The organism is Shewanella abyssi (assembly GCF_023284025.1).
Classification (GTDB): Bacteria; Pseudomonadota; Gammaproteobacteria; order Enterobacterales; family Shewanellaceae; genus Shewanella; species Shewanella abyssi.
The window spans coordinates 11,934-36,320 of the sequence record NZ_JAKIKR010000041.1 but is presented as its reverse complement, the minus strand read 5'-3'; the positions used below and the strand labels follow the sequence as shown (position 1 = coordinate 36,320).

Sequence of the window (24,387 nt, the reverse complement as noted above, 5' to 3'; positions counted from 1 at the left end):
TGCTTATTAGCACCTTTTTTTATGTCTTAGTATTAGTATTATGACTAGGCCAGTTGTAGCTCAGCTTTTCTCTGCAAAGATTGCAGCGCTTCCGCAAGCTTGGTGACCGCGGCGCTAATCGCCGTTGGCATAGAGTCAAACTCGACACTAAGCAATAAATTTTTCACCTCAAGCCCAAGCTCTGTATCGCCTTCAATACTCAGTTTACGTTGGAAGAACAATGTATCGGGATCTTCTTTTGCCGCAACAATTAATAACAGTGCTTTAGAGTTACTCTTAAAAGTCACTTCAGCACTCTGTAGAGGGCGCACCTGCCAATGACCGTTGTAGCTCACCTCAAACGTTAAGCCTAAGTCTTCAATATTGATTGCAACCCAGCGGTCAAGCAGAAAGTCTAACTCTTCATCTTTCGCCTGCTCGGCAAGCATCAAGCCCAAAATACGTTTTAATAAGTCAGCTTTAAGCGAAAACGGAATAAGCGCTAAGGGTTGCGACAGAGCCTTAGGGCCAATACGCAGAATCTTTTCCGCCAAATTATTAGGAAGTAAACCTTGCATTTAGAAATGCTCCAGCATTGATACAAAGAAACTGATCTTACCTAGGTTTTATGATCTAAAACCTGTTTTACATCAAAAATTTGATCTTCATTCCCTTTTAAACTCCTGTTTCCTTATTAATGGAACCGAATCTATGGAACTGCTTTGCCCCGCGGGTAACCTCGCATCATTAAAAGTCGCCCTCAATGCTGGCGCCGATGCGGTCTACCTAGGATTAAAAGATGATACCAATGCCCGTTCATTTGCAGGGCTGAACTTTACGCCTAAAAAACTGCAACAGGCTGTTGAGTATACTAAGAGATGCGGCAAGAAAGTGTTCTTAACCATCAATACGTTTCCAAAACCTGGTGAAGAGAGCCGCTGGTACCAAGCCATTGATTTAGCCGCCGCCTCTGGCGTTGATGCGCTTATCATGGCCGATATTTCCCTATTAGATTATGCCCACAGCCGTTACCCGCATCTGCCGCTGCACTTGTCAGTGCAAGCCAGTGCAACCAACCTTGGTGCACTTACCCTTTATAAAGAAGCTTTTAATATCCAACGCGCTGTATTGCCACGCGTACTGTCGATGAAGCAGGTCCGGGATCTGTCTAAAGTCACCCCGGTTGATCTAGAGGTTTTTGCTTTCGGCAGTTTATGCATCATGGCCGAAGGCCGCTGCCATCTCTCCTCTTACGTGACTGGGCAATCACCCAATACTGGTGGTTCATGCTCACCGGCAAAACATGTACGTTGGCAAGAAGATGGCGGCAGTCGCCTCACTTGGCTAAACGATGTGCTTATTGATAAGTCTGGGGTCGATGAACAGATGGGCTACCCGGTTGTATGTAAAGGCCGTTACACCACCGATGAGAATAGCAACGCTAGCCATATACTGGAGGCGCCGACCAGTTTAAACACCTTAAGCTTATTGCCTGAGCTTGCCAAAGCGAATGTCGTGTCTCTGAAAATTGAGGGGCGTCAACGCAGCCCAGCTTATGTAGAACAAGTGACGCGGGTGTGGCGTACGGCAATCGATAGCTATCTCAGCGCGCCGGAGAAGTACCAAACACAGCAAGAGTGGAATGCAGCCTTGGCAAAAGTGTCAGAAGGGCAAACCACTACACTCGGCGCATACGAACGAACCTGGCAATAGGCCATTTGCTTTATCAACAAGGAAAGGCAATGAAAACAACTCTAGGACCATTACAGTATTGCTGGTCAAAAGAAAAAGTGACTCAGTTTTATCAGCAAGTGGCTGAAAGTAGCATTCCCGTGGTCTATCTTGGCGAAACAGTTTGCAGTAGAAGAAGACAGGTCAAGTTTGCTGATTACCTAGCGTTAGCGCATATGCTACGAGAGTCAGGCAAAGAGGTTATCTTATCGACCTTAGCGCTATTAGAGGCACCCTCTGAGTATACCGAGCTTAAAAAGCAGGTTAATAATGGCGAATTTATCATTGAAGCAAATGATATCGGTGCCGTGCAAGCCGCTAAAGAGATTGGGCTGCCATTTGTTTGTGGGCCAACCATCAATAACTACAACCTAGCGACGCTAAAAAAACTCCACCAGTGGGGAATGCAACGCTTTGTAATGCCAATCGAGCTGTCAAAATCTTGGTTAACTAAGGTTATTGAAGCTGAAGTTACGGCGACAGGGGCACCTCTGCCGTTTGAGATTGAAGTGTTTGCTCATGGATACATGCCATTAGCACATTCTGCACGCTGCTTTACCGCCAAGCAGCAAAATTTGCCTAAAGATAACTGCCAAACAGTGTGCCTATCGCACTCAAAGGGCTTGCTTGCACAAACCCAAGATCAACAGCCGTTATTGAGGATCAATGGTATTCAAACGCAATCAGCCAGCCAGATAGATCTATCCAGCGAAATCGCACAGATGCAGCAGATGGGAGTGAATTACTTTAGAGTGTCACCCAGTAGCTTAAAAAGTGTTGAGCTGGCCGAGAATATCTTAACCAGCACAGCAAAAACTGAGCCACTCACCTGTAATGGATATTGGCACCAAACCGCCGGTCTAGTGCATTTGTAATCGCAAACTTTAGACTTTAGGTCGCAAGCTTAGCATCACGCTGGTACTCCAGCTGACAAAACTGGCGATGCCAACCCATTCAAAAATGGCTGGCCACCAGATAGCTGGGCGATGTATCTCGACCAACATTTCATGATAGAAAGCTCTACCGCCCTCTGTTAGTTCCAAACCTAGCAGAGGGGGCAATAAGAAAGCCGACATACTGACAAAGGTGATAATGGCTAAAACGCTGGTAACACGCGAGAATAAGCGCCCTCTTCCAACGAGTAAGTACAGTCCGTAAAATATCGAACTGACACTACCGAAGATAAAGAAGTACTTAAGCGCCACGGTATGTAAATGATAAACATTGATGGGAAACAAGCCGATGGCCGCTAAACTAAAGAACGTCAGCCCTAAGCATGTAAAAAATGGGTAAGACCAAGGTGAATCAGCGATTTGCAACGAAAAAAGACAAAAGAGTAGCGCACTCAAGCTGCCGAAAAACAGCCCGCCATTAATAATCACCGCAAAATAAGAGTGCCCATAGTTACCTAACTCACTCAAGGTGTGGTTCAAAAAATTAAAGCCTTTGCCGTCATACTGCTCAAATGTCAGCACTGACAAGATCAGACCCAGCAATAAGCCGAAGATCCCGAGCATACCGAATCTAAATGCGAGTGTAGAAACCTTATTGTTCGTTCGAGCTACCATATATTCCTATTATTATATTTTCTAATGGCATCGTCTAATGTATATCGAAATCACCTTAGTTAAAGAGGTCTAGCTCAGATTTCTAATAACCACTGCCACAAGAAAAATGTAACGCCTATGTTATTCTTATAGGCTGCAACCAAAACTTTCAAGTTAAAGTTCTGAAACAATCTCATTAATATTAATAAAAAAGAGAATAAACCCAAAATGTTACAGTAAAAAAGTGACCTATACCGTTTGCTAATATTTCGTTAAATTAATTAGATGACCTGAGTAAAAGTAAGTGTATTAATGTTATATTTTATCCTGCCATTTGCTGTAACATGGATGAATAATGACCAAAAACAATGCAACCTTAGTTAGCCAGGAAGTCAAACTAACCCCTGCAGATCAATTGATCTCAAGCACCGATAAACAAGGCCTTATCACCTACGTCAATCAACGATTTGTCGAAGTCTCTGGCTATACAGAGAAAGAACTCCTCGGTCATCATCATAATATGGTACGTCACCCCGACATGCCCAAAGCCGCCTTTAAAGAGATGTGGGAAAAACTTGCAGCGGGAGACTCATGGCGTGGTATGGTTAAAAATCGCTGTAAAAACGGTGGGTTTTATTGGGTTGATGCTTTCGTATCACCGCTATTTGAGCAGGGAAACTTAGTCGGTTACCAATCTGTTCGAGTTGCCCCCAAAGCCGAGTACATCACTAAAGCACAACAGATTTATCAGCGACTCAATCAAGGGAAAAGCGTTAGTGATCCCATCAGCTTAACCAATAAGCGCCTGCTGTCGGCGCTTTGTGCCAGCCTAGGGTTAGCAGCGGCCGGCTATATTTGGGGCTGGGGCGTGATCTTAGCCGGAATGCTATTAATGGGGGTTAACCTCGCCATCTTTTATGACGAAGCCTTTCGTATTCCCGCTAGATTGATGCAGATGAAGCAACAGCATGACTCCGTTAGCCGCTTTATCTATTGTGGTCGTGACACCTCTTCGCTGCTTGATTTTCAGTTAATGATGAAAGATGCCAAACTGCAAGGGGTGCTGGGACGTTCTCAAGATAACGCTGAGCATATTGATGATATATCCTCTCAATTAATTACCGCTGCCGAGCAAGCTCACGTAGGACTCGATATTGAAAGCCAACAAATAGAGCAAATAGCCAACGCTACCGAAGAGATGGCCGCCACCATTACCGAAGTTGCTGTAAACATCCAATCGACCTCTGACAGCATTCAAGACACTTACCAGCTTTGTCATGACAGTCGTGACAAAATGCAAAAAAGTGCAGCCAGCATTAGTGAGTTAACCGAATCAGTGACCGAAGCTGCTGCCAATGCACAGCTGCTAAACAAAGAAGCTGAGCGTGTCGCCAGCGCAATGTCGGAGATTGATGCGATTGCCGATCAGACCAATTTATTGGCGCTCAATGCCGCTATCGAAGCCGCAAGGGCGGGAGAACAAGGGCGAGGTTTTGCGGTGGTTGCCGATGAAGTTCGCGCACTATCGAGCCGCACGCATCAGTCCACAGAAAGCATCTCTAAAAGTGTCAATAAGATGTTTTCAATGTTGACTCAATGGTCAAAGCAGCTGGAAGTGAGCAAGTCACAAGCATTACTATGCACTGAAGATGCCGAAGTTTCGGCGCAAAAAGTAGACACTATTTACCAAGCGGTAAGAAATATTCATGACTTAGCGCAACAAAATGCCGTTGCAGCAGAGCAGCAAACTGTCGTCGTGGGCGAAATAAACCAAAATATCAGTCACATTAGCCAAGCATCAAATGAAAATTTGAATGCGATTAATGTGGTTGAAATGTCAGTTAAAGAGTTAAAGCTCAATGCTGAAAAGGCAAAATCTTTGAGAAAAACATTTAGTTAGCTTTCACCCTGCAATAGAGGTTGTCGTTACAACTTTTGCTAACGACAACCAGGTGCACACTAAAAACCAACAACAACAAAACACAAGTAACACATTGTTTTAATGTAATTTACACAAAAAAATATTTTGTGTTTTTGCTGCTTATTCCGATACAATATAAATAGTCATTTTGAGTTAATAACTATTCGCTAGTCTTGAGATATTCTATATCACAAGAGAATCGTTTTACTTAGATGTTTTAAGGCGGTAACCTCGCCTGCTAGCAGTTGAATGAATATTCAATACATTATTTGCTTAAGTACAAACTCAGCGTTAAGGCTGTAAAGCAAAACTCGATATTTAGGGTAAAAAAAGTGTCAGAAAAACAAACCCACAGCATTAAAACTATACTTACGTTTATTGTGCCATCACTGATCGGTCTACTGTTATTCATGACCCCTATCAGTTACCAAGACGCGATAACAATTCCCATTGCGATCATCTCTAAAGGTCTGCAGAATCTGTTAGGCGATGCTCTCATTGGCATCGTTACCGGTATTGTTATCTTTACTGCCTTGGCATCATTACTCACAAAAATGGTAAAACCCAAATTAGTGACTGAAAACAGTTTTTTAAACACACTGTTTAATGTCACTCCTGTTTGGTTGGTGATCCGCATACTCGGCGCAATTTTTATCAGCTTAACCTTCTTCGATGTCGGCCCTGAAGCCATTCGCTCTGGTGGTACTGGGGCACTCGTTCTTAACGACCTCCTACCCGTGCTATTTTCAGTCTTTCTATTTGCTGGAATGTTACTGCCACTGTTGCTTAACTTTGGCCTGCTAGAGCTATTAGGCACCATGCTGACTAAAATCATGCGCCCGATCTTCAACCTGCCTGGACGTAGTGCTATCGATTGCATGGCATCTTGGTTAGGTGACGGTAGCGTCGGGATCTTGATGACCAGCAAACAATATGAAGCCCGCTTCTATACACAACGAGAAGCCGCTGTTATTGGGACAACATTCTCAGCAGTATCGATCACCTTTTCACTTGTGGTTATCTCCCAAGTACAGCTAGAACATCTGTTTGTGCCTTTTTACCTCACAGTGTGTTTTGCAGGTTTTGTTGCCGCGATTATCGTGCCTAAGCTGCCGCCACTGTCGTGGAAAAAAGACCTCTACATTGATGAAACACCTCGCCATAAGGATGATGAAGTCATCCCAGCAGGCCATGGCGTGATGTCTTGGGGCTTAGAGCAAGCGTTAACAAAAGCCTCTCGTGCTGGCGGCATTAAACATACACTGACGGATGGCGTTAAGAACGTTGTTGATATGATTTTTGGTGTCATTCCCGTGGTTATGGGCATTGGTACCATCGCCTTGATGATTGCCGAATTCACGCCAATCTTTAACTATCTTGGCATGCCATTTATTCCGCTACTAGAGTTACTGCAAGTACCGGAAGCTGTTGAAGCGTCTAAGACGATTGTGGTTGGTTTTGCGGATATGTTTATTCCGGCGATTCTTGCCAGCTCCATTGAGTCTGACATGACCCGCTTTATTATTGCGGCGCTGTCTGTGACTCAGCTTATCTATATGAGTGAAGTTGGCGCACTACTGATGGGCAGTAAAATCCCGGTCAACTTCCTTGAGCTTGCAGTGGTCTTTATCTTAAGAACGCTAGTGACTTTGCCTGTGATTGCCGGTATCGCCCACCTGATTTTCTAGCCTCTGGTTAGAACTGGGCAAGATCAATATGAGGAGCGCATTAGCGCTCCTTTTTTGTTTTGTCATCAACATGCCAAAACTCGATCATCTCGCCATCTACAGGCGCATTGAACATCCACCTTTACAGCAACTATATTTACGCCAATAAAAAGGCCAGCTCAATGGCTGACCTTAATGTTCAGTCTGTAACCCTATTAAATCGCCCAGCCACCCATATAGAAAGCAACTAAACCTAGGGTTATAGCGATAACGCCAAGTCGCAGCTTACGCCACTCACCACTGCATATACGGCCAATGACCAAGGTAACAAAACCCAGCATAATACCGGTGACGATATTACAGCTTAAGATGATAAATACAGCACAGGTTAAGCCTGCCATCGCGTCCACTTTATCGTCAAAATCAAGCTTGGTGACATTGCTTAGCATCAATAGTCCAACATACATCAACGCGGGAGCGGTTGCATAAGCGGGCACTAAAAAGCTTAACGGCGCCAAGAACATCATCAATAGAAACAGCAAGCCAACGATGGTTGCAGTCAGGCCTGTTTTGCCACCCGCTGCGGTTCCTGCCGCCGATTCAATATAAACAGCGGCAGGAGCACCGCCGACGACGCCGGCAACAATGCTGCTAACAGAATCTGACGTCAGCGCTTTACCGCCGCCAACAATGTTATCTTCCTCATCAAGCAGTTCCGCTTGGCCCGCAACCGCTCGTATTGTGCCAGTTGCATCAAAAATTGCCGTCATCACCAAGGCCAACACAATGGGCAATACCACTGGGTTTAATGCGCCCATAATATCGAGCTGGCCAATGAGCGATGTTTCAGACATGAGATCTGGCAGTGCGAATAAGCCTTGATAGGTCACGCTTGGATCAAATATTAAACCAAAAATTGATAGCCCAACAATCACCAGTAATATGCCACCGGGCATACCACGGCGCTCAAGCCCGATTGTCGCCGCGAGGCCCACTATCGTCGCAATAACAGGCAAGCTATTAATATCACCCAGCTTTACCGGCAAACCAGCATCATTCGCTACAATCAACTGCACGCTATTAGTGGCAATTAACAGTAAAAAAAGCCCAATACCAATGCCGGTACCGTGAGCGATACCTTTTGGCAAGTTAGTCAGTACCCACTGACGTATTCCAGTAACACTCACCAGAGTAAATACGATACCCATCAGGAAAATGGCGCCCAAGGTCACGGGGATCGATATTCCCTGTCCAAGCACCATACTAAAAGCAGTAAACGCCGTGAGTGAGATAGCACAACCAATGGCCATCGGCAGATTAGCCCATAACCCCATCAACAATGAACCAAAAGCGGCAATTAAGCAGGTCGCGGTAAATACTGCAGCAGGATCAAAACCTGCAGCCCCCAGCATATTTGGCACCACGATCACCGAATAAACCATCGCCAAAAACGTGGTAAAGCCAGCAATGACTTCACGTTTTAGGGTACTGCCACGGGCAGAAATATTGAAATAGCGATCCAGAAATGGACCCGAGACAACTGTCGAGTTTGAGAGAGTCTGTTCAGACTTCATAGTTATTATACCTTTATGATCTCTTAAATATGAGTTAACCAATGGTCATTCACTGGCGACACGGCTATGGCAGGTAGAGCCCCAAACGAGACAGACTTGGGTGAGAGATCCACTTGGCGCTTAACGCGTTAGTGACCTGCGAGTATTGTTGTAAACAAATTTGTTATACACATAGTCTGGTAAAATTTACTCTTACCAACATAGCCTTTGTTGGCGCGGAGTTTATAACAATCGACAATGAGGAAACAGGAAGCAGCTAACGTTTTTATGCTACAAATGTAAAAAATGGCCCCTAAGCAAAACAGCTTATTCTGTATGGCGCACAATAAAAGTGACCCGCTATGGTGGTAGCGTTATCAATTGCGATAGTTTTTACTCTTTAATCTAACGTGATAGCTTTTTGCTCTGTATTGGTCGTGACAGTTGTTTCATTAGTGACCTCTTCAATTTGTTGCTCGGCTGACGTTTGTTCAAGCGCTGCCTTCATCTCATCACTGGAAAGTACGCCACCACCCAGTGCACGATAAAGTGTGATCATCGATAATAATCGGTCACGCTTCACCTGACTTAAGGTCAGTTCGGCACTAAACAGGCTTCGCTGTGCATCCATAAGATCTAGTGAGCTAGACACACCATTTCGATATCGTAACGTTGCTAAGCGCGTATATTCAGTTGATGCTACGACTAACTCCTTCTGAGCTTCAATAGCCAGTTCAGAACGTCTGAAACTGTTCATCGCATCATTAACTTCAAAGTAAGCCCCCAGCACTGTGCTTCTATAACTGAGCATCGCCTGTATCGCGTTTTCCTGGGCAATATCATATTGCGCTGAGATACTACCAGCGTTGAATATCGGTGCAGTAATGCCACCTAAAAGCGACCAAGTCAGCCCTTCACTATCAAATATGTCACTGAGGCTTTCAGATTCAGATCCATAACTGCCGCTAATGGTAAATTTGGGAAAGAACGCTGCTTTAGCGACGCCGACATTAGCATTGGCAGCAACAAGCGCCTGCTCTGCAGATTTAACATCAGGGCGTTGTGACAACATCTGTGATGGAATGCCAACAGCGAATGAGTCCGGAAACAAGGCACTATCAGCTTTTAGCTGCGCTGCAGTTTTTGGGTTAAGGGGATATTTAAATTCGCCCAGTAAGATCCGTAACTGATTCGCCTTTTCACTGCGCTCATAATCAAGATCAGGCAGTGTGACTCTGGCACTTTGATATTCCACTTCAGCCTGCCTAACTTGCAAACCTGATATCACGCCATTTTGTTTACGCAGTCTGGCAAGATCTTGCTCCTTCTTACGAAGCGCGACCGTGTTTAGCGAAATTTGATAACGTTGCTCAATATCGAGCCACTCATAATAACGGCTGGCAACATCACTGATTAAACTGATAGTCGCTAAATTAAGCGCCTCTTGAGATGAGATGAAGTTGGCAAACTCAGCTTCGCTTCTGCGGCGATTAACGCCCCAAAGATCCAGCTCCCACGAAACAGTACCCGCTACATAAAAAGTATCTTCTTTCACAGGATCGGTATTCGTCAATGCGCTGTCTAATGCTCGCTCACCGTTTGCATCAAGTCCTACGACTGGAAACAGTGCAGCATCGGTAATCTTGACCCCCGCTCTTGCGGCTAACAGTCTTGAGCGAACTCCCTCTAAATCGAGGTTTTGATCAAGTGCATGTTCAATCAAGATCTGTAGCTCAGGATCGAGATAAAACTCTCGCCAATGTTTAAGGCCAACGTTCTGTCCATCTGTTTGCTGTAACTCTTGGTGAAATTGGTCCGGAATGTCAAGATCTGGTCTTTGGTAATCAGGCCCCATGGCACAACCAGAAAGCAGCATAATGCCTGTTGCTGCGCTCAATATTAAAGGCTTAAGCATGAGTAGAGACCTCCGCGGTATCGGCTTTGCCAGTGATTTTAGAACGAACCCAGCCTGCAGTGGTCACAAAAAACAGCGGTACCATCACGATGCCGATGGTTGTCGCGAAAATCATGCCGCATAAAATAGGAATAGAGATACTTTGCCTACTGACAGCGCCAGGTCCGACAGAAAGCACCAGTGGCAGTACGCCTAAAATGAAGGCTAACGAAGTCATTAAAATCGGTCTAAAGCGCATATTAGCCGCTTCAATGGCTGCATCTAGTCGGCTCTTGCCCTCTTTATGTAATTGATTGGCAAACTCGACAATCAATATCGAGTTTTTTGCCGCCATCCCAATGAGCGCAATAAACGCCACCTGGAAAAAGAGATTACTTTCCATACCACTCACTAGGGTACCCAGTGATGCACCTAGCATCGCAATGGGGGCGATGAGCAGTACCGCAATCGGCAACGTCCAACTTTCATAAAGCGCTGCGAGAAACAAAAACACAAATACCATCGCTAAGGTAACCGCAATAGCAGTTTGGTTAGCGGACTGCACCTCTTGATAAGTTATGCCAGTCCACTCGTAACTAAATTCGTCAGGCAGCATGGGGGTCGCCACCCGTTCAATAGCGCGGATAACATCGCCAGAGGCGTAACCTTGTGCAGGAGAGGCATTAATCGAAGCACTGGTAAACATGTTGTAGTGCGTTACCGCAGCAGGCCCAACCGAATAATCATAGTTAGCTAATACACCAATTGGCACCATAGCGCCCGATGAGGAGCGAACATGGTAGTCCTCGATTTGATCAGGAAATTGACGATACTCCTCTGCAGCTTGTACTTTCACTCGATACACTCGACCAAATAGATTGAAGTCGTTAACTGTCGATGAGTCAGTAAACGTTTTAATGGTGCCATAAATGTCTGACACCTTGACCCCAATGGCCATGGCTTTGGCTTCATCAACATTAAGGTGTAACTGCGGAATCGCGGTTTGCAGGGATAATCCAGCCGTCGCGATCTCAGGTTGCAACTTTAGGGCTTCAACCAATTCATCTGCGGTTTCCATTAAGCCTTTAAAGTTACTGCCTGAGGTATCTTGTAGCTCCATTTCAACACCGGAACCATTACCTAGACCGGGGACAGCTGAAGGTAAATAAATTTTGAATTCAGCCTCGAGCACATCATGCAGCTGTTGCTTAATATCGTTCATCACCTGCTGCACGGTTGCATCACTGTCGACGCGTTTAGACCAAGGCTTGAGAATAATCTCAAACTGACCGTTGGCTTGATTCGAACCTGAGCGTCTGTTTTCACCCGCCAAGGTGAACGAGTAAGCTATCGCTGGGTGGGCAAGTACTAAAGCTTCAGCCTTCTTAAGTACAGCTTGAGTACGATTAACCGTTGCCCCGTTAGGCAGTGACACATCAATAAAGAATCGCCCCTGATCTTCATCAGGCATAAAGCTCGACGGCAGCGAACTCATTATTAAATACACGCCGCCTACCATCAATGCAAACAACAGATAACTGCGTTTGGCGTGCTTGTTTGTCAACACCACCAATCCGACATACTTAGTGGTTGCAGTGTCTAAACGATCATTCATCCATTTGAAAAAGCCAGAGGTCGCCTTATCGCCCGGCTTGAGCAATAATGCACAAAGCGCCGGCGAAAGTGTCAGCGCGACCACAGTAGAAATAAGTACCGCTACGGTAATCGCTACGGCAAATTCACGATACATAATACCTGTGATCCCCGACAAGAAAGACACAGGTACAAACACTGCGGCAAGTACTAGGCTGGTGGCGATAAGTGCACCAGAGAGTTCTTTCATTGCGACCTTGGTTGCCTCAGTTGAACTAAGCCCCTTTTCGTGCATTAGACGTTCAACATTCTCCACCACCACAATGGCATCATCGACCACAATACCGATTGCCAGCACCAGGGCTAACAGACTGACGGTATTGATGGTAAAACCAAAGGCCAGCATCGCAGCTAAGGTACCGATTAAAGAAACTGGTACAGCAATGGCTGGAATAAGTGTGGCGCGAATATTTTGCAGAAACAAAAACACCACGACGATAACCAATACCAGCGCTTCAACTAGGGTTTTGACTACCTCATCAATGGAGTTCTGGATAAACACAGAGGCGTCGAAGAACACTTCCCAATTCATCCCTTGAGGGAATTTCTGTGCCAGTTTCGCCATCTCACTTTTGACTTTTTGGGTTACCTCTAGCGCATTAGCACCGGGCAATAAGTACACCTGCAAGATGGTGGCATTGTTACCATTGAGTTGAGACTGCAGCGTATAAGACGATGAACCGAGTTCAATGTCGGCAATGTCACGCAAACGTATAATCGCACCATCGACACTGGCACGGACAATAATCTCATTAAACTGCGGCACACTGCTCATTCGACCCGCAGCGGTGATCGGCAGCGTCATACTCAAGGTGTCTGCATTGGGTTGTGAGCCAATACTGCCCGCTGGTGACTCTTTGTTTTGCGCTTTAATCGCATCAATAACATCAGATGTTGTTAGCCCATAACCCGCCATCGTGTCGGGGTTTAACCACACTCTCATGGAGTAACTGCGGGAACCGGTATTTCTGACTCGGCCCACACCCGGGATCCGTTTTAACGCTGACTGGATATTAATGGTGGCATAGTTACTGAGATAGATTTCATCATATCGTTCATCTTCAGAGGTTAATGCTAATTTGAGTAGCTCAACAGAGGCCTCTTTGGAAACCGACACCCCTTCGGTTTGCACATCAATTGGTAAGCTACCCGTCGCTTGTTGAGTCGAGTTTTGCGCGTCGACAGCGGCAAGATCTGGATTGGTGCCAACATCGAAGGTAATAGTGACATTGGAGCTGCCAGAGTTGGTGCTCTTGGAGCTCATATAGATCATATTTGGCAAACCATTAAGCTCTTGCTCTAACGGCGTGGCCACTGACTCTGCTGCTGTAGTTGATGTTGCACCTGGGTAGGATGCGGATATTTTTACCTGGGGCGGCGTAATGTAAGGGTACTGGTCAATGGGTAATTGAAACATCGCGATTAAGCCCAGCAACACAATCACAATAGAGATGACACTGGCAAAAACCGGGCGATTAACAAAATACTGTGCCATTAGTTATCCCCCTGTTCCTGCTCAAGCTCTTGTTGCTTCAATGCTTGCTCTTTCTGTTTAACATCCTCTTTTTGATGATACTGCTCGGCAGTTAATGGCTCAGCAAGTTGTCCATGACGGACACGGTGCATGCCTTCAACAATCACCAGTTCCCCCGCTTTTAGACCACTTTGCACTACCACTCCCATTTCACCTTGATGCTTTATCACAATAAAGCGCCGTTCAACCTTATTGTTGGGCAGCACAACCATCACATAGACGCCCCCCTGCTCAACCTGAGTGGCTTTGTGTGGAATAACGATGGCATCGCTCACTTCGCTGAGCTTAATTCTGACATTGGTATATTGGCCCGGCAGTAACTCTTTATCGGGGTTGGGTAGCTCGGCTCTTACCTGAAAAGTACCGGTTTCAGGATTCACAGAGGGATCAGTAAAACCGACATCCCCCAAATAGCGGTACTCGCTGTTATCTGGCAAGGTAATCGTTACGAATCCTTCAACCGCTTTACCTTCTGATTCAGCGGCTTGTTGTTCTTTATAGCTGGTCATGCGGCGACGCGCATTAAGGTAATCTAGCGCTGACATATTGAAGGTGACATAAATAGGGTCGACCCGCTTCACCCGCGTTAATAACGATTGACCACTACTACCGACTAACGCACCGATATCAACTTCAGAGCGGCTCACCAACCCACTAATGGGTGACTTAATCTCGGTATAACTGAGCTCAAGTTTTGCCTCTTCAAGCTCCGCTTTACTTGCCGCGACACTGGATTTTGCTTGGGACTGAACTGAAAGGGCATTATCAAAATCTAACTGACTGGCTGCATCTTGCTCATACAACGGCTTTAAACGTTTGACATCACGCTGTGCCTTTTCAAGTGCTGATTGTTGAGATTCAACGTTGGCACTTAAGCGATTAACCACTGCAACATAGGGACGATTATCGATGCGATAAAGCAGCGCCCCCTCTTTAACGGCACTGCCTTCAATAAAACTTTTGTTTTCAACAAACCCATCTACCCTCGCTCTCACCTCAACATCCAATGATGCTTTGGTGACACCCACATAATTGCCATAGAGCGGCACTGTTGTAGTAGACACTTTCTCAACAACGACTAATTTAGGGGTGATTTTAACTGGCTCTTTTTCGCACCCAGCAATCATTGCCACAGATGAAAAAAACAGTGCTAATTTGAATGCTGTGCAGTTGAGATAATTTGGCATAGGTTCGTCCCGAAATGTGTTATTCACGGTTCGCTAAATGGCACTTTAAAAATCAATTAGATGTAATTGAATTTGCACCAATTATCATTGTAATAAAGATGTAACCACAGTGTAGGTTCTATGTATAGGCAACAGCAATAGTTAACGCAATTAAAATTTGTAGACACATAAACCTATGGCTCAAACTTATAGGTAAGCCATTTACTGTTTAATTTACTTTTAATGATTTTAAAGAACCAGTGAGTGGCGTTATTATGCAGCCCTGTATTATCAATATCTTTAGCTGATGATCTAAAGATACAAGTAGGTAGTGTTAATGTGGTTGAATGATGAACAGCTAAGCGATGCTAGGATATGTGCTTATCGAGAGTCTTTATTGAACTCTTGCCCCAATCATATCGTGATTGATAACTTATTTAATCAAGACAGACTCGATGAGGTATTGAAGGTGTTGCAGCAACCGCACGGCTGGCAAACTCAAAAACATACTTATTCTGCTTTATATGTCGATAACGCCCAATGGGAAAATACCAGCACAGATCAACACTTTGTACGGCGAGATGTTTGGCAACGTAGAGCGGCTAACTCCAACAGCAGCGCGTCCAATATAGCGCAAGACTTTTTGTCATTTTTGCGTGGAGACGAGTTCATGTCGCTGTTGTCCGCTATTTTTAAGGTGCAAATCACCGATATGAATGTGGCTAACCCGTTAATCAACACCAACTATTTTCGCTTAGGCGCTGCCGACTTTGTTGAACTACACGCCGATGACTCTCCTGGAAGAGAGATCTGTATGCTAGTGTATTTAAATAAAGAGTGGCACGACAATGCTGGCGGTGAACTCACTTTTATAGGCAAGGACAATGAGCCTATTTGTATTGCCCCTTTATATAACCGCTGTATTTTGTTTGACCCCTCCTCAGAGGGCTCTGAACATTGGGTGGAAAAGCTCAATGCTGAATATAGCGACGAATATCGCTATAACGTGACCAGTTGGTATTGGTCTGAGTAAATTCGTTTTTCATACATTTCACCGGGGCGCTGAGGAGCTGACTCTTTATGAAATCAACAGCGGGCGCAAGCGCTGTACACCTTAGCAAAACATGAAACATTAACGTTTGCGCTTGCTCCCAGCTAACGCTCTTTTCTTGGCGCGCTGTCTTTGTGCTGACTTACTGTTTTTACGGCTCACGGGTTCGACTTTAGTAAGATCGGGTTCAAAACCCGCTAACCATTGTTGCGGTAGACGTTTATCTAATAGTGATTCGAGCTCTTCGAGTAACAACGCATCATCCTCACTGTATAAGGTAATGGCTTTACCGGTTTTTCCCGCCCGCCCCGTTCGGCCAATGCGGTGAATGTAGTCTTCAGCAATAAAAGGAATTTCGTAATTAACCACGTAATTGAGTTCGACAATATCGAGCCCTCTTGCGGCCACATCTGTCGCCACTAGCGCCTTAACGGTGCCCTTTTTAAACTCATTGAGCACCTGCTCTCTAGCACCTTGGCTCAAATCGCCGTGAAATGCCTTGGCCTCAACACCAGCTGCAATCAACTTATTGGTAATGGTATCTGCAGTCTGCTTCTTTCGGCTAAAAATAAGTAGCTGCTGCCAATCATATTTATTGATAAGGTGGCTTAGGAGCTCCGTCTTTCGCTCACTGTCGACCGCATAAACAACCTCCTCGACACTATCGGCGGTGCTATTGGCCTTGTTAACTTCGATTCGAAGCGGTTGATTTAGCAGTTTTTTACTTAAGGTAAATACCGCCTCTGACAAGGTGGCTGAAAAGAGTAAGGTTTGTCGCTGCTTTGGTAGCTGCTTTAAAATGGCATTGATCTCATCCATAAACCCCATATCGAGCATTCTATCGGCTTCATCAAAAACCAGTGTTTCGATTGCCATTAATGACAGCGAACCACGACGAAGGTGATCGAGCAACCTTCCAGGTGTGGCAACCACAATATCAACGCCATCAGCTAAGGTTTGAGCCTGCGCATCGATGCTAACGCCACCATAAATGACCATGCTTTTTATCGAGGTATTGACCCCGTACTCAGTAACACTCTTATTCACTTGCACTGCGAGTTCGCGCGTCGGCACTAAAATGAGTGCGCGAATACGCTGAGCTTCTTTATCAATCGGTTTACTGGCTAACATTTGCAGTAAAGGCAAGGTGAATGCTGCGGTTTTTCCGGTACCCGTTTGGGCACTGGCCATAAGATCTTTACCCTTTAAAATGACAGGGATAGCTGCGGTTTGGATGGGTGTAGGTTCCACATAGCCCTTTTGCTTTAATAGGCTCTGTAACGCATCACTTAATGATAAAGATGAAAAAGACACCAGCATATTCCTAAAATTCGTTATATTCAGCGCATATTAACAGAAAATAGCGCGAGTGTTTTACCGCTCCCCAGCCCAAGGATGCTATTCAATGAAGACAACTTGTTTGAATATTCTAGCGCGCAGTGCTTATACCCAAACCACTTCAAGATGCAGGATTCAGCATGTCGAGAAGTGACAGAGTTCAAGGCATGAAATTGCAGTACTCGTTATTCGAATTCAATATTTCATAACACTGAAAAATGTTGCTTCTCGCCTTGCCCTGCGGGAGTTCCCGTAGAATATTTGCACTACGTTAGCGATATCAACAAGGGAATAACCATTGATTCAATCACTGCCTTGTTCAGCTATCCTACGGGAGCTCTGAAACGAGCATCTTCAGGTGGTTTGGGTATATACCCATAATTCGTTAATGAGGGAGCAAATAACCGAACCTTCTGTTGGCAAAGGTCCTGAAGACCTTGCATGGTACGTTAACCTGGGGACTGGGTTCTAAGGACCATAAAGCATGATCCAGATCACAAACTAAAGCGAAGCATGATAAAGCAAACCCTAAAGTGACGATTAGGTCACAATGTGAACGGCTAAAAAAACGACAATAGCTGCCGGTTTAATATTGTTGTTATTGTTGGTCGTTCAGTGTTCGAGTTATCACATCAAGCTTTACTTTGGGTTCAGGCATTAGGCTTTGTGTCGATGGCCATTGGTTGGTGGGCAAATGCCCAATTAAGCGACCAAAAACTATTTTCAGGTAACCTGCTAGCATCCAGCATAACCGCTGTGCACTTAGGTTTGCTAGGCAGCACTTTAGGGATGATGACTCAGCTGCTTAATATTGGCCGCTTTGCAACTTGCCGTAGCGAAAAAGCCCGTTGTGGCTGGCGCATTACACTATTGCCTTTCGTATTCTCTGCACTAGCTGTGACACAAGGGCTTATTTGGGCTGAGCATGGGTCTGAATGGGCTGCTGTAGCTGCAGCAGTCTTAATGAGCTATGCGCTGTTTTATTGCAGTTCAACCCGGCTACGTTATGCCATGTTGCTGAGTAACTTGTTGAACCTCACGCTATCGATACACCTGCTCTCTTGGTCCGGCATCGCTTATCAACTCGTCACTATAGCCATTATTTTAAAAGGGCTGCCTGCGCTAAAGCAGCAATCTTACCCATTAGAGCGCACCACTTAACGAGCATTAAACTGACGTTTTATGGTTAAGTTGAGTCTAAAAAAAAGTCCTTTTTTACGCTAATCTTGAGTTAAACTATTATTTAAGTAGCCATTTTAGAAACAATCTAAAGCGATGCTTAAGTGATACGACAAGGCATTTTCAGCAAGGGAGTCACTATGGATGAAAGACGACAATTTTCACGGGTTTTATTTGCAAATAAAGCACTGATACGATGCCAAGATAAAATCTGGCAAACAACACTACTAGATATCAGTCTCAATGGTGCCCTCATTGAACGACCAAAGCAGTTTGCACCGAGCTGCCAACAAATCCATCTTAGTTTCTCTATTGCTGACAGCGATATTCAGCTGCATATGGATACTCAGCTTGTTCATCAACAAGACAACTTACTGGGTTTAGCTTGCAGCCATATTGATGTTGAAAGTATTAGCCATTTAAGACGCTTGATAGAACTCAATGTCGGTGATCCGACTTTACTTGATCGGGAGCTGGCGCTATTTATTGACATGCACAACCAAGGAAAGTAACCACGTTTCAGCTGGCACTTCCCTAAAATGCACGTCTCATAATTGCATCACGCATCGCTAGTTGATGAGCTCGATGAGCTCATGAATGGTTTTAACAGAATGAATCGTCGCCCCTAATCCTTCCATTGATTTATGGTAGTTTCTAAAGGGGATGTAAATTTCGGTAAAGCCATGCTGCACCGCCTCTTTAACTCTCGGTACGCCACTGTCTATGGGCCGAACGTCACCATTAAGACTGAGTTCGCCCATGATACAGGTCGTTCTCGGCACAATAAAATCGTTTAAACTACTCAGTAAAGCCGCCACTAGCGCTAGATCGATGCAGGTTTCTGACTCATCTATTTTTAAGCCACCCACCAAGTTAAAGTAGGTATCGTGAAAAATCTTGGTTTTAGTGTGCTTACGCAAAATCCCGGTTAACATCTTAATCCGATTCATATTGAGCCCCACGCAAACTCGCTGGGGAAACTCGCCCTCGGTTTCAGTGGTTAAACATTGGATCTCAAGCAACAGATTGCGATTGCCCTTTCGAATACAGGTAATCGCGGCGCCAGCAGAATCGGTACTCGAGCCGGAAAGGAATATTTCACTTGGATTATCAACACTTAACATACCTCGCTCAGTCATGCGAAATATACCCACGGTATCGACATCACCAAAACGGTTTTTATTGGCTCTAAGCGTACGAATTTGGCCGTCGTTACACTCAATATGAGTTAAACAGTCCACTATGTGAATAAGCGTTTGTGGCCCTGCCGTTTCATTGTTTTTATTAACGTGAGCGACCAAAAACATGGTGACATTGTTTTGCTTACAATACTGCGTCAGTGCTTGTGCACTGCCCTTCACTTGTGAAGGTGAACCAGGACTACCGTTAGCCATTTCAGTGACGACAGCTTGAATCGAGTCAATCACCGCAAACTTCACCTGCTTAGCTTCTAGCTCAGCAATGATCGCTTCAACACTGGTTTCAGCCATAAGGTAAAGGTTATCTTCATTGAAATTGAGCTTTAAGCGGTTTACCCGATTCTTAAACTGTGACAGCGACTCTTCAGCGGTACAATAAAGCGATGGCATTAATTGCGACATGCGCGACACTAAATCAGATAACAGCGTGGTTTTACCCGCCCCGGGATCGCCAGAGATAATGTTGACCGAACCTGTTGTTAGGCCGCCGCACAATACGCGGTCCAGCTCACCAATGCCGGTCAATCTCTTTTCCGCATCGACCTCTTCTATCTCGGAGAGTTTTCTGGAGCCGCCGCCCACAGAGCCTGCGTAACCAGAACGGGTCGCCGTGGTGAGTTTTGCGATAGAGATCTTGAGTTCGCTAATGGTATTCCATTCTTTGCAAGCGCTACACTGGCCCTGCCAGCGAGGAAAGTCTTGACCACATTCATTACATACGTAAGCTGTTTTATTCTTTGCCATGATTATTTCTAGATAGTATAAAGTCGATAAAGTATCGACGTTTTCAGCCGATAACTATGGGTATAAAGAAGTGAGTACTGTAAATTGGGATTATCCCACAAAATCTTGGCTATGAGACTATCAGCCATTGGCCCAATAAGCATCCCAAAAGAAGTAATAGATGAGTTTAGATCTGCATAATGCGCTAATTGAACAACTGAAGCCTTTGTTAATGGAACCTAATTTCCATGAGCTGTTTGAACAACTCACAGCAGAAGAATCAAATTCGACTCGATTCCTGCTCAAAATGGAGCTCAATCGACTGGCTTCAAATTGTAGCCGAGTTATCGATCTGCGCAACAAAACAGACCTTGATTGCGAGTCTTTCGAATTCGGCGCTCAAACTCATTTTATTGATCAGCCCGCAAGAGCCAGTTTTGTTGCAGCATTAGCCCTTTACCGCCAGCAATATACCCTCGGGGTCTACGAACAAGTTATAACGGCCCATAAAGATCGCGTAACTAAAGCCCGCACGAATGTCGATAATGGTGTAAGCACTGTCGATGAGCGCTATCTCGCCCAAGGAGTTGTGCTAGGTAGTTACTTTGCCCGTTGCGAAGAGCGCATGAATTACAGCATGAAGATTGAAGTCACTCAGTCGATGCAGCAATGCATGGGGATCACTGTAGATCTGTCGGTCAGTGGCGCAAGAATTCGTCTGCCAGCCAAGCATATCCTTAATGCTAAACACCCCATTAGAGTGAAACTGCTTGAGCTTAGCAATGATTATTACCACCGTGACCTGCAACAAGGTGTTGAATATCAAATTGTCGATATTGAAGGTAATCAAGAATATAACTGGCTGCGGCTTAAACGAATATCCGGCAGCGACGCCTTAGCTGAAATGCTCGGCAAACTCATTCGAGGTTATAAGTATCGCTATAAGGTCGACGTAAATGATGTGTTAGTCACTGCAAAAGGCTTAGGTTTCGAGCGCCATTATTTACCCCATATACCTCACCTAGCGCTATTTATTGAAAATAAAAAACATGACGCATCAATGGAAGCGGCCGCCTTATATCAAGCAACTCACCTGTTGCTCGGTCGAGATAATCAAGCCATTTCACAGTACTTCAAAGATGAATCTGGCATCAGCCAACTATGCGCATTATTAACCCCATCAAGACTGGAAAAAATCATAGGCTCTGATGAAAAAAGTCCCCATGGCCAGCTATTTTGCTTTACCTTTCAAGCTCAAGGTGGCAAGTATTTCTATTCAGCGACGCTGGCAGAATTACAAGATAAACAGCTACAAGCGCTATTTTTTAGCTTTGGCGCAACCAAGCCCAGTTGGCGAATATTTCATGTGGCACGCCAGACAATCGATCACAACCAAGCTTACAGAGCCAGCCTATTGCCGGGCGATGATGCCCGTTACAATGCATTGACCGAAACGCAACTCGCTGCATTTACCCATGTTGTTCAATTAATTGATGTCACCAATGACGCTGCTAATGAGCAGTATCAAGCTTGGAAAACGCTTAATAACAGCAACGTTAACGAGCTCAAAGTATTTGGCCAACAGAAGTTAAACCAAGCTGGATTAAAACAGGTGTCAATGCAATTTAGTGAACGCCGTAATGAAGCGCGATTTGCATTCAAAACAATGGTTGTAATGACCCAAGGAGACCTCAGCACGACGGCCTACACCCAAGATATTTCCAGCAAAGGAATGCAGCTCACAACGGACACTCCCGTTGAGTTTAACCAGACTGCACCGATTAGCCTGAGCTTTCCAAAGCTGCAAACCATTGCCGGAAAAACTTCATTGCAGCATTTACCCTATCGGCTGATCCGTACTAGGAAGAACGGTGTCACCTTACATCTTGCAGCGCAAGTTGGTCATACACCACACGTAGGCGTTGAGTTTCTTAACCGTCTGATTGAGCACAATAAAGACAAGTTTGAAAAACTAACCGAGAATAACCACGATGTAAAAGAGCTCGCCGATGGCATGAAGAACTTGCTGATGCGAAAGCTAGTATCGGTGCCTTTCTATCTAGAAAAAACCGTAAAGACAGCTTACGTATCAGTCGTAGCCATAGGGGTAGAACAAAACCATATCGCCAATATTTTCGCCACGGGCAGCAAAAGCCCATTGGAATATGACTTAACGCCGCTGTTCAAAGACGGCAAACTCAAGCGCGATATCATAGTGCCTATTCGGACCATGAAGCCACAAAATGGGCTATCTTTTTATGAAGTATATGTGCAAATTTCTCGGCTATCACAAGGAAAGGTAAAAGTACGCTGTATTACCGATACCGATCTTAAAGATATGGATCAGTTAATGCACTTTATTAAGCAAAGCCAACATCTAGGTGAGTTCCTAGCGCTGCGGGTTTATCGCGGTGCGACTGGCAAACCAGATTTAGATTATATCCGCCGCGAGCGGGAATACATAAAGATACATGCACAGCACAAAGGCAAAAAACTGGAAGAGCAACTCTGGCGCATAATCGGTGTTGGAGAGCTACTTGATGTTAGCCCTGAGGTGTTACTGCGTTTTCCTGAACTTAACGAGTGTGACTAAAAGTGCCTCGATATTAACCGATGCCTGCATAAAAAAGTATGAAAAAGCCCACAGATAACTTGGGCTTTTTTGTTTCAGTCACCGTGCGAGTGCAGACAGTTACATCGTCTAAACCAGCATCCATTGTGTATTAGCTGATATAGCTTTGTCCCGCATAGACCACAAAATGTCTCAGCGCTAATACCCCTAGAATTGTACTACAGGAAACGGTAATCAAGAATCCCTTGGTATGACGCCACGCTTTGGGTGCGAACGTGCTCGCTAATACCGGGACCACCAGTCCTAGACCAACAACGCCAATCCAAAACACACTTGCCCATGTACCTGTGGTAATTGCCGCTGTAGCCGCTTGCGCTGCGGGGCCAGAAAAGTTGAGTCCGACAAATAACAGCACCAGACAAAGTGCTTCGTTAAAGGCCACCGGATATTCGATGCGATGTACCTGCTCAATACAGTCGGACTCCTTTTTACTAAAGAAGAGCGTTGCGACTAAGATGTTGCCCGCTGAACCGGCCGACATTGCCGATGCTAAGAACAGTGCTGGTAACACCGCGGTATTCAAAATCGGATAACTGATCATCGCCGACAGTAAAAAGCCAGTATACACCCCAACACCTAACGCCAGCGCAAAGATAAGCTTATTGAGACTGCCCTCAAGCAGACCACAGACCTTTAGCACCCCAGCAAGCCAAGGGGCATAGTGCAACACTTGTTTCTCAAAGACTAAGGCGGCAAATACAAACACTAATGGAATATAAACCAGTAGCGCTATGACTCCCCAAGCCATCACCGAGGTAAGATTGTAATTGAGTAAGATATGATAAAACTCAAATGGTTTAGTCAAATCTAGTACTAATAACGCCATTCCTAAACAGATCGCTACTGGACCAATCACGGCGGCCGCTTTGATTACTGGCAAACCTTCTGTCGGCAAGCCTCGACTTTGCCTGTACCATTTAAGTCCTATCGCAACTAGCATGGAGCCAGCTGAGAGACCAGCCATGAATAGGTATACTGCGATGATCCAGTTCCAAACTACGGGATCATATTGCTCCATTGAGCCCCATATATTGTTCATGCTTTGATCCCTCCTCTACGACTTGGTATTCGATAAACTCTTGGCTCAGTACCAAGATTTACCTTCTGTTGGTAATTAGGTTTAGTGTCTAACACCCTGCGCACTTCTGAGGTCATATCATTGGCATCACCAAAGGTGAGCGCTTGAGTTGGACAAACACTGACACAAGCTGGTTGTTCGCCGCGGGCTAAGCGGCTGTCTTTACAGAAATCGCATTTATCTGGCACCCGAGTTTCAGGATTGATAAAGCGCACCTTGTAAGGACACGCTGCAACACAATAGAGGCAGCCAACACACTTGTTTTCATTGACTGAGACAATGCCATCATCGTTTACATAGGCTGCACCTGTAGGGCAAACTTTAACGCATGGGGCATTTTCACACTGTTCACAGGAAACACGGTTGTACTTAAAGTGTAAATGGGGGAAGTTGCCATAGGGCCCTTCGATTCGAACCTGTAGTCGGGTCACCGACTCAGGAACATTATTTTCACTGCGGCAAGCCACGTTGCAAGCTTGGCAGCCAATGCACTTGTTTTCATCGTGCACCAGAACATAACGCTTAGTCATAATGATCTCCGA

General features: G+C 45.2%; 18 protein-coding genes. 8 read left to right on the top strand and 10 right to left on the bottom strand.

Annotated elements, in window-relative coordinates; translation table 11 throughout:
- Window positions 1-44: 44 nt before the first annotated feature.
- A complete protein-coding gene (ubiT, locus tag L2755_RS16150; RefSeq protein WP_248981710.1) occupies window positions 45-557 on the bottom strand; it encodes a ubiquinone anaerobic biosynthesis accessory factor UbiT in 513 nt (170 codons plus the stop codon).
- A gap of 133 nt (window positions 558-690) precedes the next feature.
- On the opposite strand from ubiT, the gene ubiU reads away from it, so the two are divergent.
- Complete coding sequence (gene ubiU / locus L2755_RS16145; protein ID WP_248981709.1) at window positions 691-1,692, top strand: ubiquinone anaerobic biosynthesis protein UbiU; 1,002 nt, start codon at window positions 691-693, stop codon at window positions 1,690-1,692.
- 29 nt (window positions 1,693-1,721) lie between these two features.
- On the top strand, window positions 1,722-2,585 hold the full coding sequence (locus L2755_RS16140; protein WP_248981708.1) for a U32 family peptidase: 864 nt from the start codon (window positions 1,722-1,724) through the stop codon (window positions 2,583-2,585).
- Between the two features lie 9 nt (window positions 2,586-2,594).
- On the opposite strand, the gene L2755_RS16135 is transcribed toward L2755_RS16140, so the two are convergent.
- On the bottom strand, window positions 2,595-3,278 hold the full coding sequence (locus tag L2755_RS16135; protein WP_248981707.1) for a DUF998 domain-containing protein: 684 nt from the start codon (window positions 3,276-3,278) through the stop codon (window positions 2,595-2,597).
- Between the two features lie 334 nt (window positions 3,279-3,612).
- On the opposite strand from L2755_RS16135, the gene L2755_RS16130 reads away from it, so the two are divergent.
- Window positions 3,613-5,157 carry a methyl-accepting chemotaxis protein gene (locus L2755_RS16130; protein WP_248981706.1) on the top strand — a complete coding sequence of 515 codons (1,545 nt, stop codon included), beginning with the start codon at window positions 3,613-3,615 and terminating at the stop codon, window positions 5,155-5,157.
- Between the two features lie 431 nt (window positions 5,158-5,588).
- The gene (locus L2755_RS16125; protein WP_428847807.1) at window positions 5,589-6,866 is read left to right on the top strand and encodes a YjiH family protein; all 1,278 of its coding nucleotides are present in this window, start codon (window positions 5,589-5,591) and stop codon (window positions 6,864-6,866) included.
- Between the two features lie 194 nt (window positions 6,867-7,060).
- Here the strand turns inward: L2755_RS16125 and L2755_RS16120 are convergent, their stop codons facing one another.
- The 4 genes from L2755_RS16120 to L2755_RS16105 all read right to left on the bottom strand — a co-directional run bounded on the left by L2755_RS16120 (window position 7,061) and on the right by L2755_RS16105 (window position 14,666).
- Entirely contained in the window at window positions 7,061-8,419 is a 1,359-nt protein-coding gene (locus L2755_RS16120; protein WP_248981704.1) for an NCS2 family permease, read from the bottom strand.
- Window positions 8,420-8,798: 379 nt separating this feature from the next.
- The gene (locus L2755_RS16115; RefSeq protein ID WP_248981703.1) at window positions 8,799-10,313 is read right to left on the bottom strand and encodes an efflux transporter outer membrane subunit; all 1,515 of its coding nucleotides are present in this window, start codon (window positions 10,311-10,313) and stop codon (window positions 8,799-8,801) included.
- Complete coding sequence (locus L2755_RS16110; protein WP_248981702.1) at window positions 10,306-13,440, bottom strand: efflux RND transporter permease subunit; 3,135 nt, start codon at window positions 13,438-13,440, stop codon at window positions 10,306-10,308. Before L2755_RS16110 ends, L2755_RS16115 begins: the two co-directional genes overlap by 8 nt.
- Window positions 13,440-14,666: an efflux RND transporter periplasmic adaptor subunit gene (locus tag L2755_RS16105; protein WP_248981701.1), complete on the bottom strand. Its 1,227-nt coding sequence runs from the start codon at window positions 14,664-14,666 to the stop codon at window positions 13,440-13,442. Before L2755_RS16105 ends, L2755_RS16110 begins: the two co-directional genes overlap by 1 nt.
- Before the next feature lie 316 nt (window positions 14,667-14,982).
- On the opposite strand from L2755_RS16105, the gene L2755_RS16100 reads away from it, so the two are divergent.
- Window positions 14,983-15,678 carry a 2OG-Fe(II) oxygenase gene (locus L2755_RS16100; protein WP_248981700.1) on the top strand — a complete coding sequence of 232 codons (696 nt, stop codon included), beginning with the start codon at window positions 14,983-14,985 and terminating at the stop codon, window positions 15,676-15,678.
- Window positions 15,679-15,777: 99 nt separating this feature from the next.
- On the opposite strand, the gene L2755_RS16095 is transcribed toward L2755_RS16100, so the two are convergent.
- A complete protein-coding gene (locus tag L2755_RS16095) occupies window positions 15,778-17,010 on the bottom strand; it encodes a DEAD/DEAH box helicase (RefSeq protein ID WP_248981699.1) in 1,233 nt (410 codons plus the stop codon).
- 639 nt (window positions 17,011-17,649) lie between these two features.
- Here L2755_RS16095 and L2755_RS16090 point away from each other — a divergent pair.
- Together L2755_RS16090 and L2755_RS16085 are read left to right on the top strand one after the other, a co-directional pair.
- The gene (locus L2755_RS16090) at window positions 17,650-18,195 is read left to right on the top strand and encodes a YgjV family protein (protein ID WP_248981698.1); all 546 of its coding nucleotides are present in this window, start codon (window positions 17,650-17,652) and stop codon (window positions 18,193-18,195) included.
- A gap of 158 nt (window positions 18,196-18,353) precedes the next feature.
- Window positions 18,354-18,725, top strand: a complete 372-nt coding sequence (locus L2755_RS16085; RefSeq protein ID WP_248981697.1) for a PilZ domain-containing protein — start codon at window positions 18,354-18,356, stop codon at window positions 18,723-18,725.
- A 57-nt stretch (window positions 18,726-18,782) separates the two neighbouring features.
- On the opposite strand, the gene radA is transcribed toward L2755_RS16085, so the two are convergent.
- A complete protein-coding gene (radA, locus tag L2755_RS16080; protein ID WP_248981696.1) occupies window positions 18,783-20,156 on the bottom strand; it encodes a DNA repair protein RadA in 1,374 nt (457 codons plus the stop codon).
- A gap of 160 nt (window positions 20,157-20,316) precedes the next feature.
- Between radA and L2755_RS16075 the strand changes: the two genes are divergently transcribed.
- Entirely contained in the window at window positions 20,317-22,728 is a 2,412-nt protein-coding gene (locus tag L2755_RS16075) for a PilZ domain-containing protein (RefSeq protein ID WP_248981695.1), read from the top strand.
- A gap of 130 nt (window positions 22,729-22,858) precedes the next feature.
- Here L2755_RS16075 and nrfD read toward each other — a convergent pair whose 3' ends face one another.
- The gene (gene nrfD, locus L2755_RS16070) at window positions 22,859-23,806 is read right to left on the bottom strand and encodes an NrfD/PsrC family molybdoenzyme membrane anchor subunit (protein WP_248981694.1); all 948 of its coding nucleotides are present in this window, start codon (window positions 23,804-23,806) and stop codon (window positions 22,859-22,861) included.
- The gene (locus L2755_RS16065) at window positions 23,803-24,375 is read right to left on the bottom strand and encodes a 4Fe-4S dicluster domain-containing protein (RefSeq protein ID WP_248981693.1); all 573 of its coding nucleotides are present in this window, start codon (window positions 24,373-24,375) and stop codon (window positions 23,803-23,805) included. Before L2755_RS16065 ends, nrfD begins: the two co-directional genes overlap by 4 nt.
- Window positions 24,376-24,387 lie beyond the last annotated feature (12 nt).

Coding starts and splice junctions, on each gene's coding strand:
- ubiT (WP_248981710.1), bottom strand. CDS start 557: ATGCAAGGTTTACTTCCTAATAATTTGGCGGAAAAGATTCTGCGTATT.
- ubiU (WP_248981709.1), top strand. CDS start 691: ATGGAACTGCTTTGCCCCGCGGGTAACCTCGCATCATTAAAAGTCGCC.
- L2755_RS16140 (WP_248981708.1), top strand. CDS start 1,722: ATGAAAACAACTCTAGGACCATTACAGTATTGCTGGTCAAAAGAAAAA.
- L2755_RS16135 (WP_248981707.1), bottom strand. CDS start 3,278: ATGGTAGCTCGAACGAACAATAAGGTTTCTACACTCGCATTTAGATTC.
- L2755_RS16130 (WP_248981706.1), top strand. CDS start 3,613: ATGACCAAAAACAATGCAACCTTAGTTAGCCAGGAAGTCAAACTAACC.
- L2755_RS16125 (WP_428847807.1), top strand. CDS start 5,589: ATGACCCCTATCAGTTACCAAGACGCGATAACAATTCCCATTGCGATC.
- L2755_RS16120 (WP_248981704.1), bottom strand. CDS start 8,419: ATGAAGTCTGAACAGACTCTCTCAAACTCGACAGTTGTCTCGGGTCCA.
- L2755_RS16115 (WP_248981703.1), bottom strand. CDS start 10,313: ATGCTTAAGCCTTTAATATTGAGCGCAGCAACAGGCATTATGCTGCTT.
- L2755_RS16110 (WP_248981702.1), bottom strand. CDS start 13,440: ATGGCACAGTATTTTGTTAATCGCCCGGTTTTTGCCAGTGTCATCTCT.
- L2755_RS16105 (WP_248981701.1), bottom strand. CDS start 14,666: ATGCCAAATTATCTCAACTGCACAGCATTCAAATTAGCACTGTTTTTT.
- L2755_RS16100 (WP_248981700.1), top strand. CDS start 14,983: ATGTGGTTGAATGATGAACAGCTAAGCGATGCTAGGATATGTGCTTAT.
- L2755_RS16085 (WP_248981697.1), top strand. CDS start 18,354: ATGGATGAAAGACGACAATTTTCACGGGTTTTATTTGCAAATAAAGCA.
- radA (WP_248981696.1), bottom strand. CDS start 20,156: ATGGCAAAGAATAAAACAGCTTACGTATGTAATGAATGTGGTCAAGAC.
- L2755_RS16075 (WP_248981695.1), top strand. CDS start 20,317: ATGAGTTTAGATCTGCATAATGCGCTAATTGAACAACTGAAGCCTTTG.
- nrfD (WP_248981694.1), bottom strand. CDS start 23,806: ATGAACAATATATGGGGCTCAATGGAGCAATATGATCCCGTAGTTTGG.
- L2755_RS16065 (WP_248981693.1), bottom strand. CDS start 24,375: ATGACTAAGCGTTATGTTCTGGTGCACGATGAAAACAAGTGCATTGGC.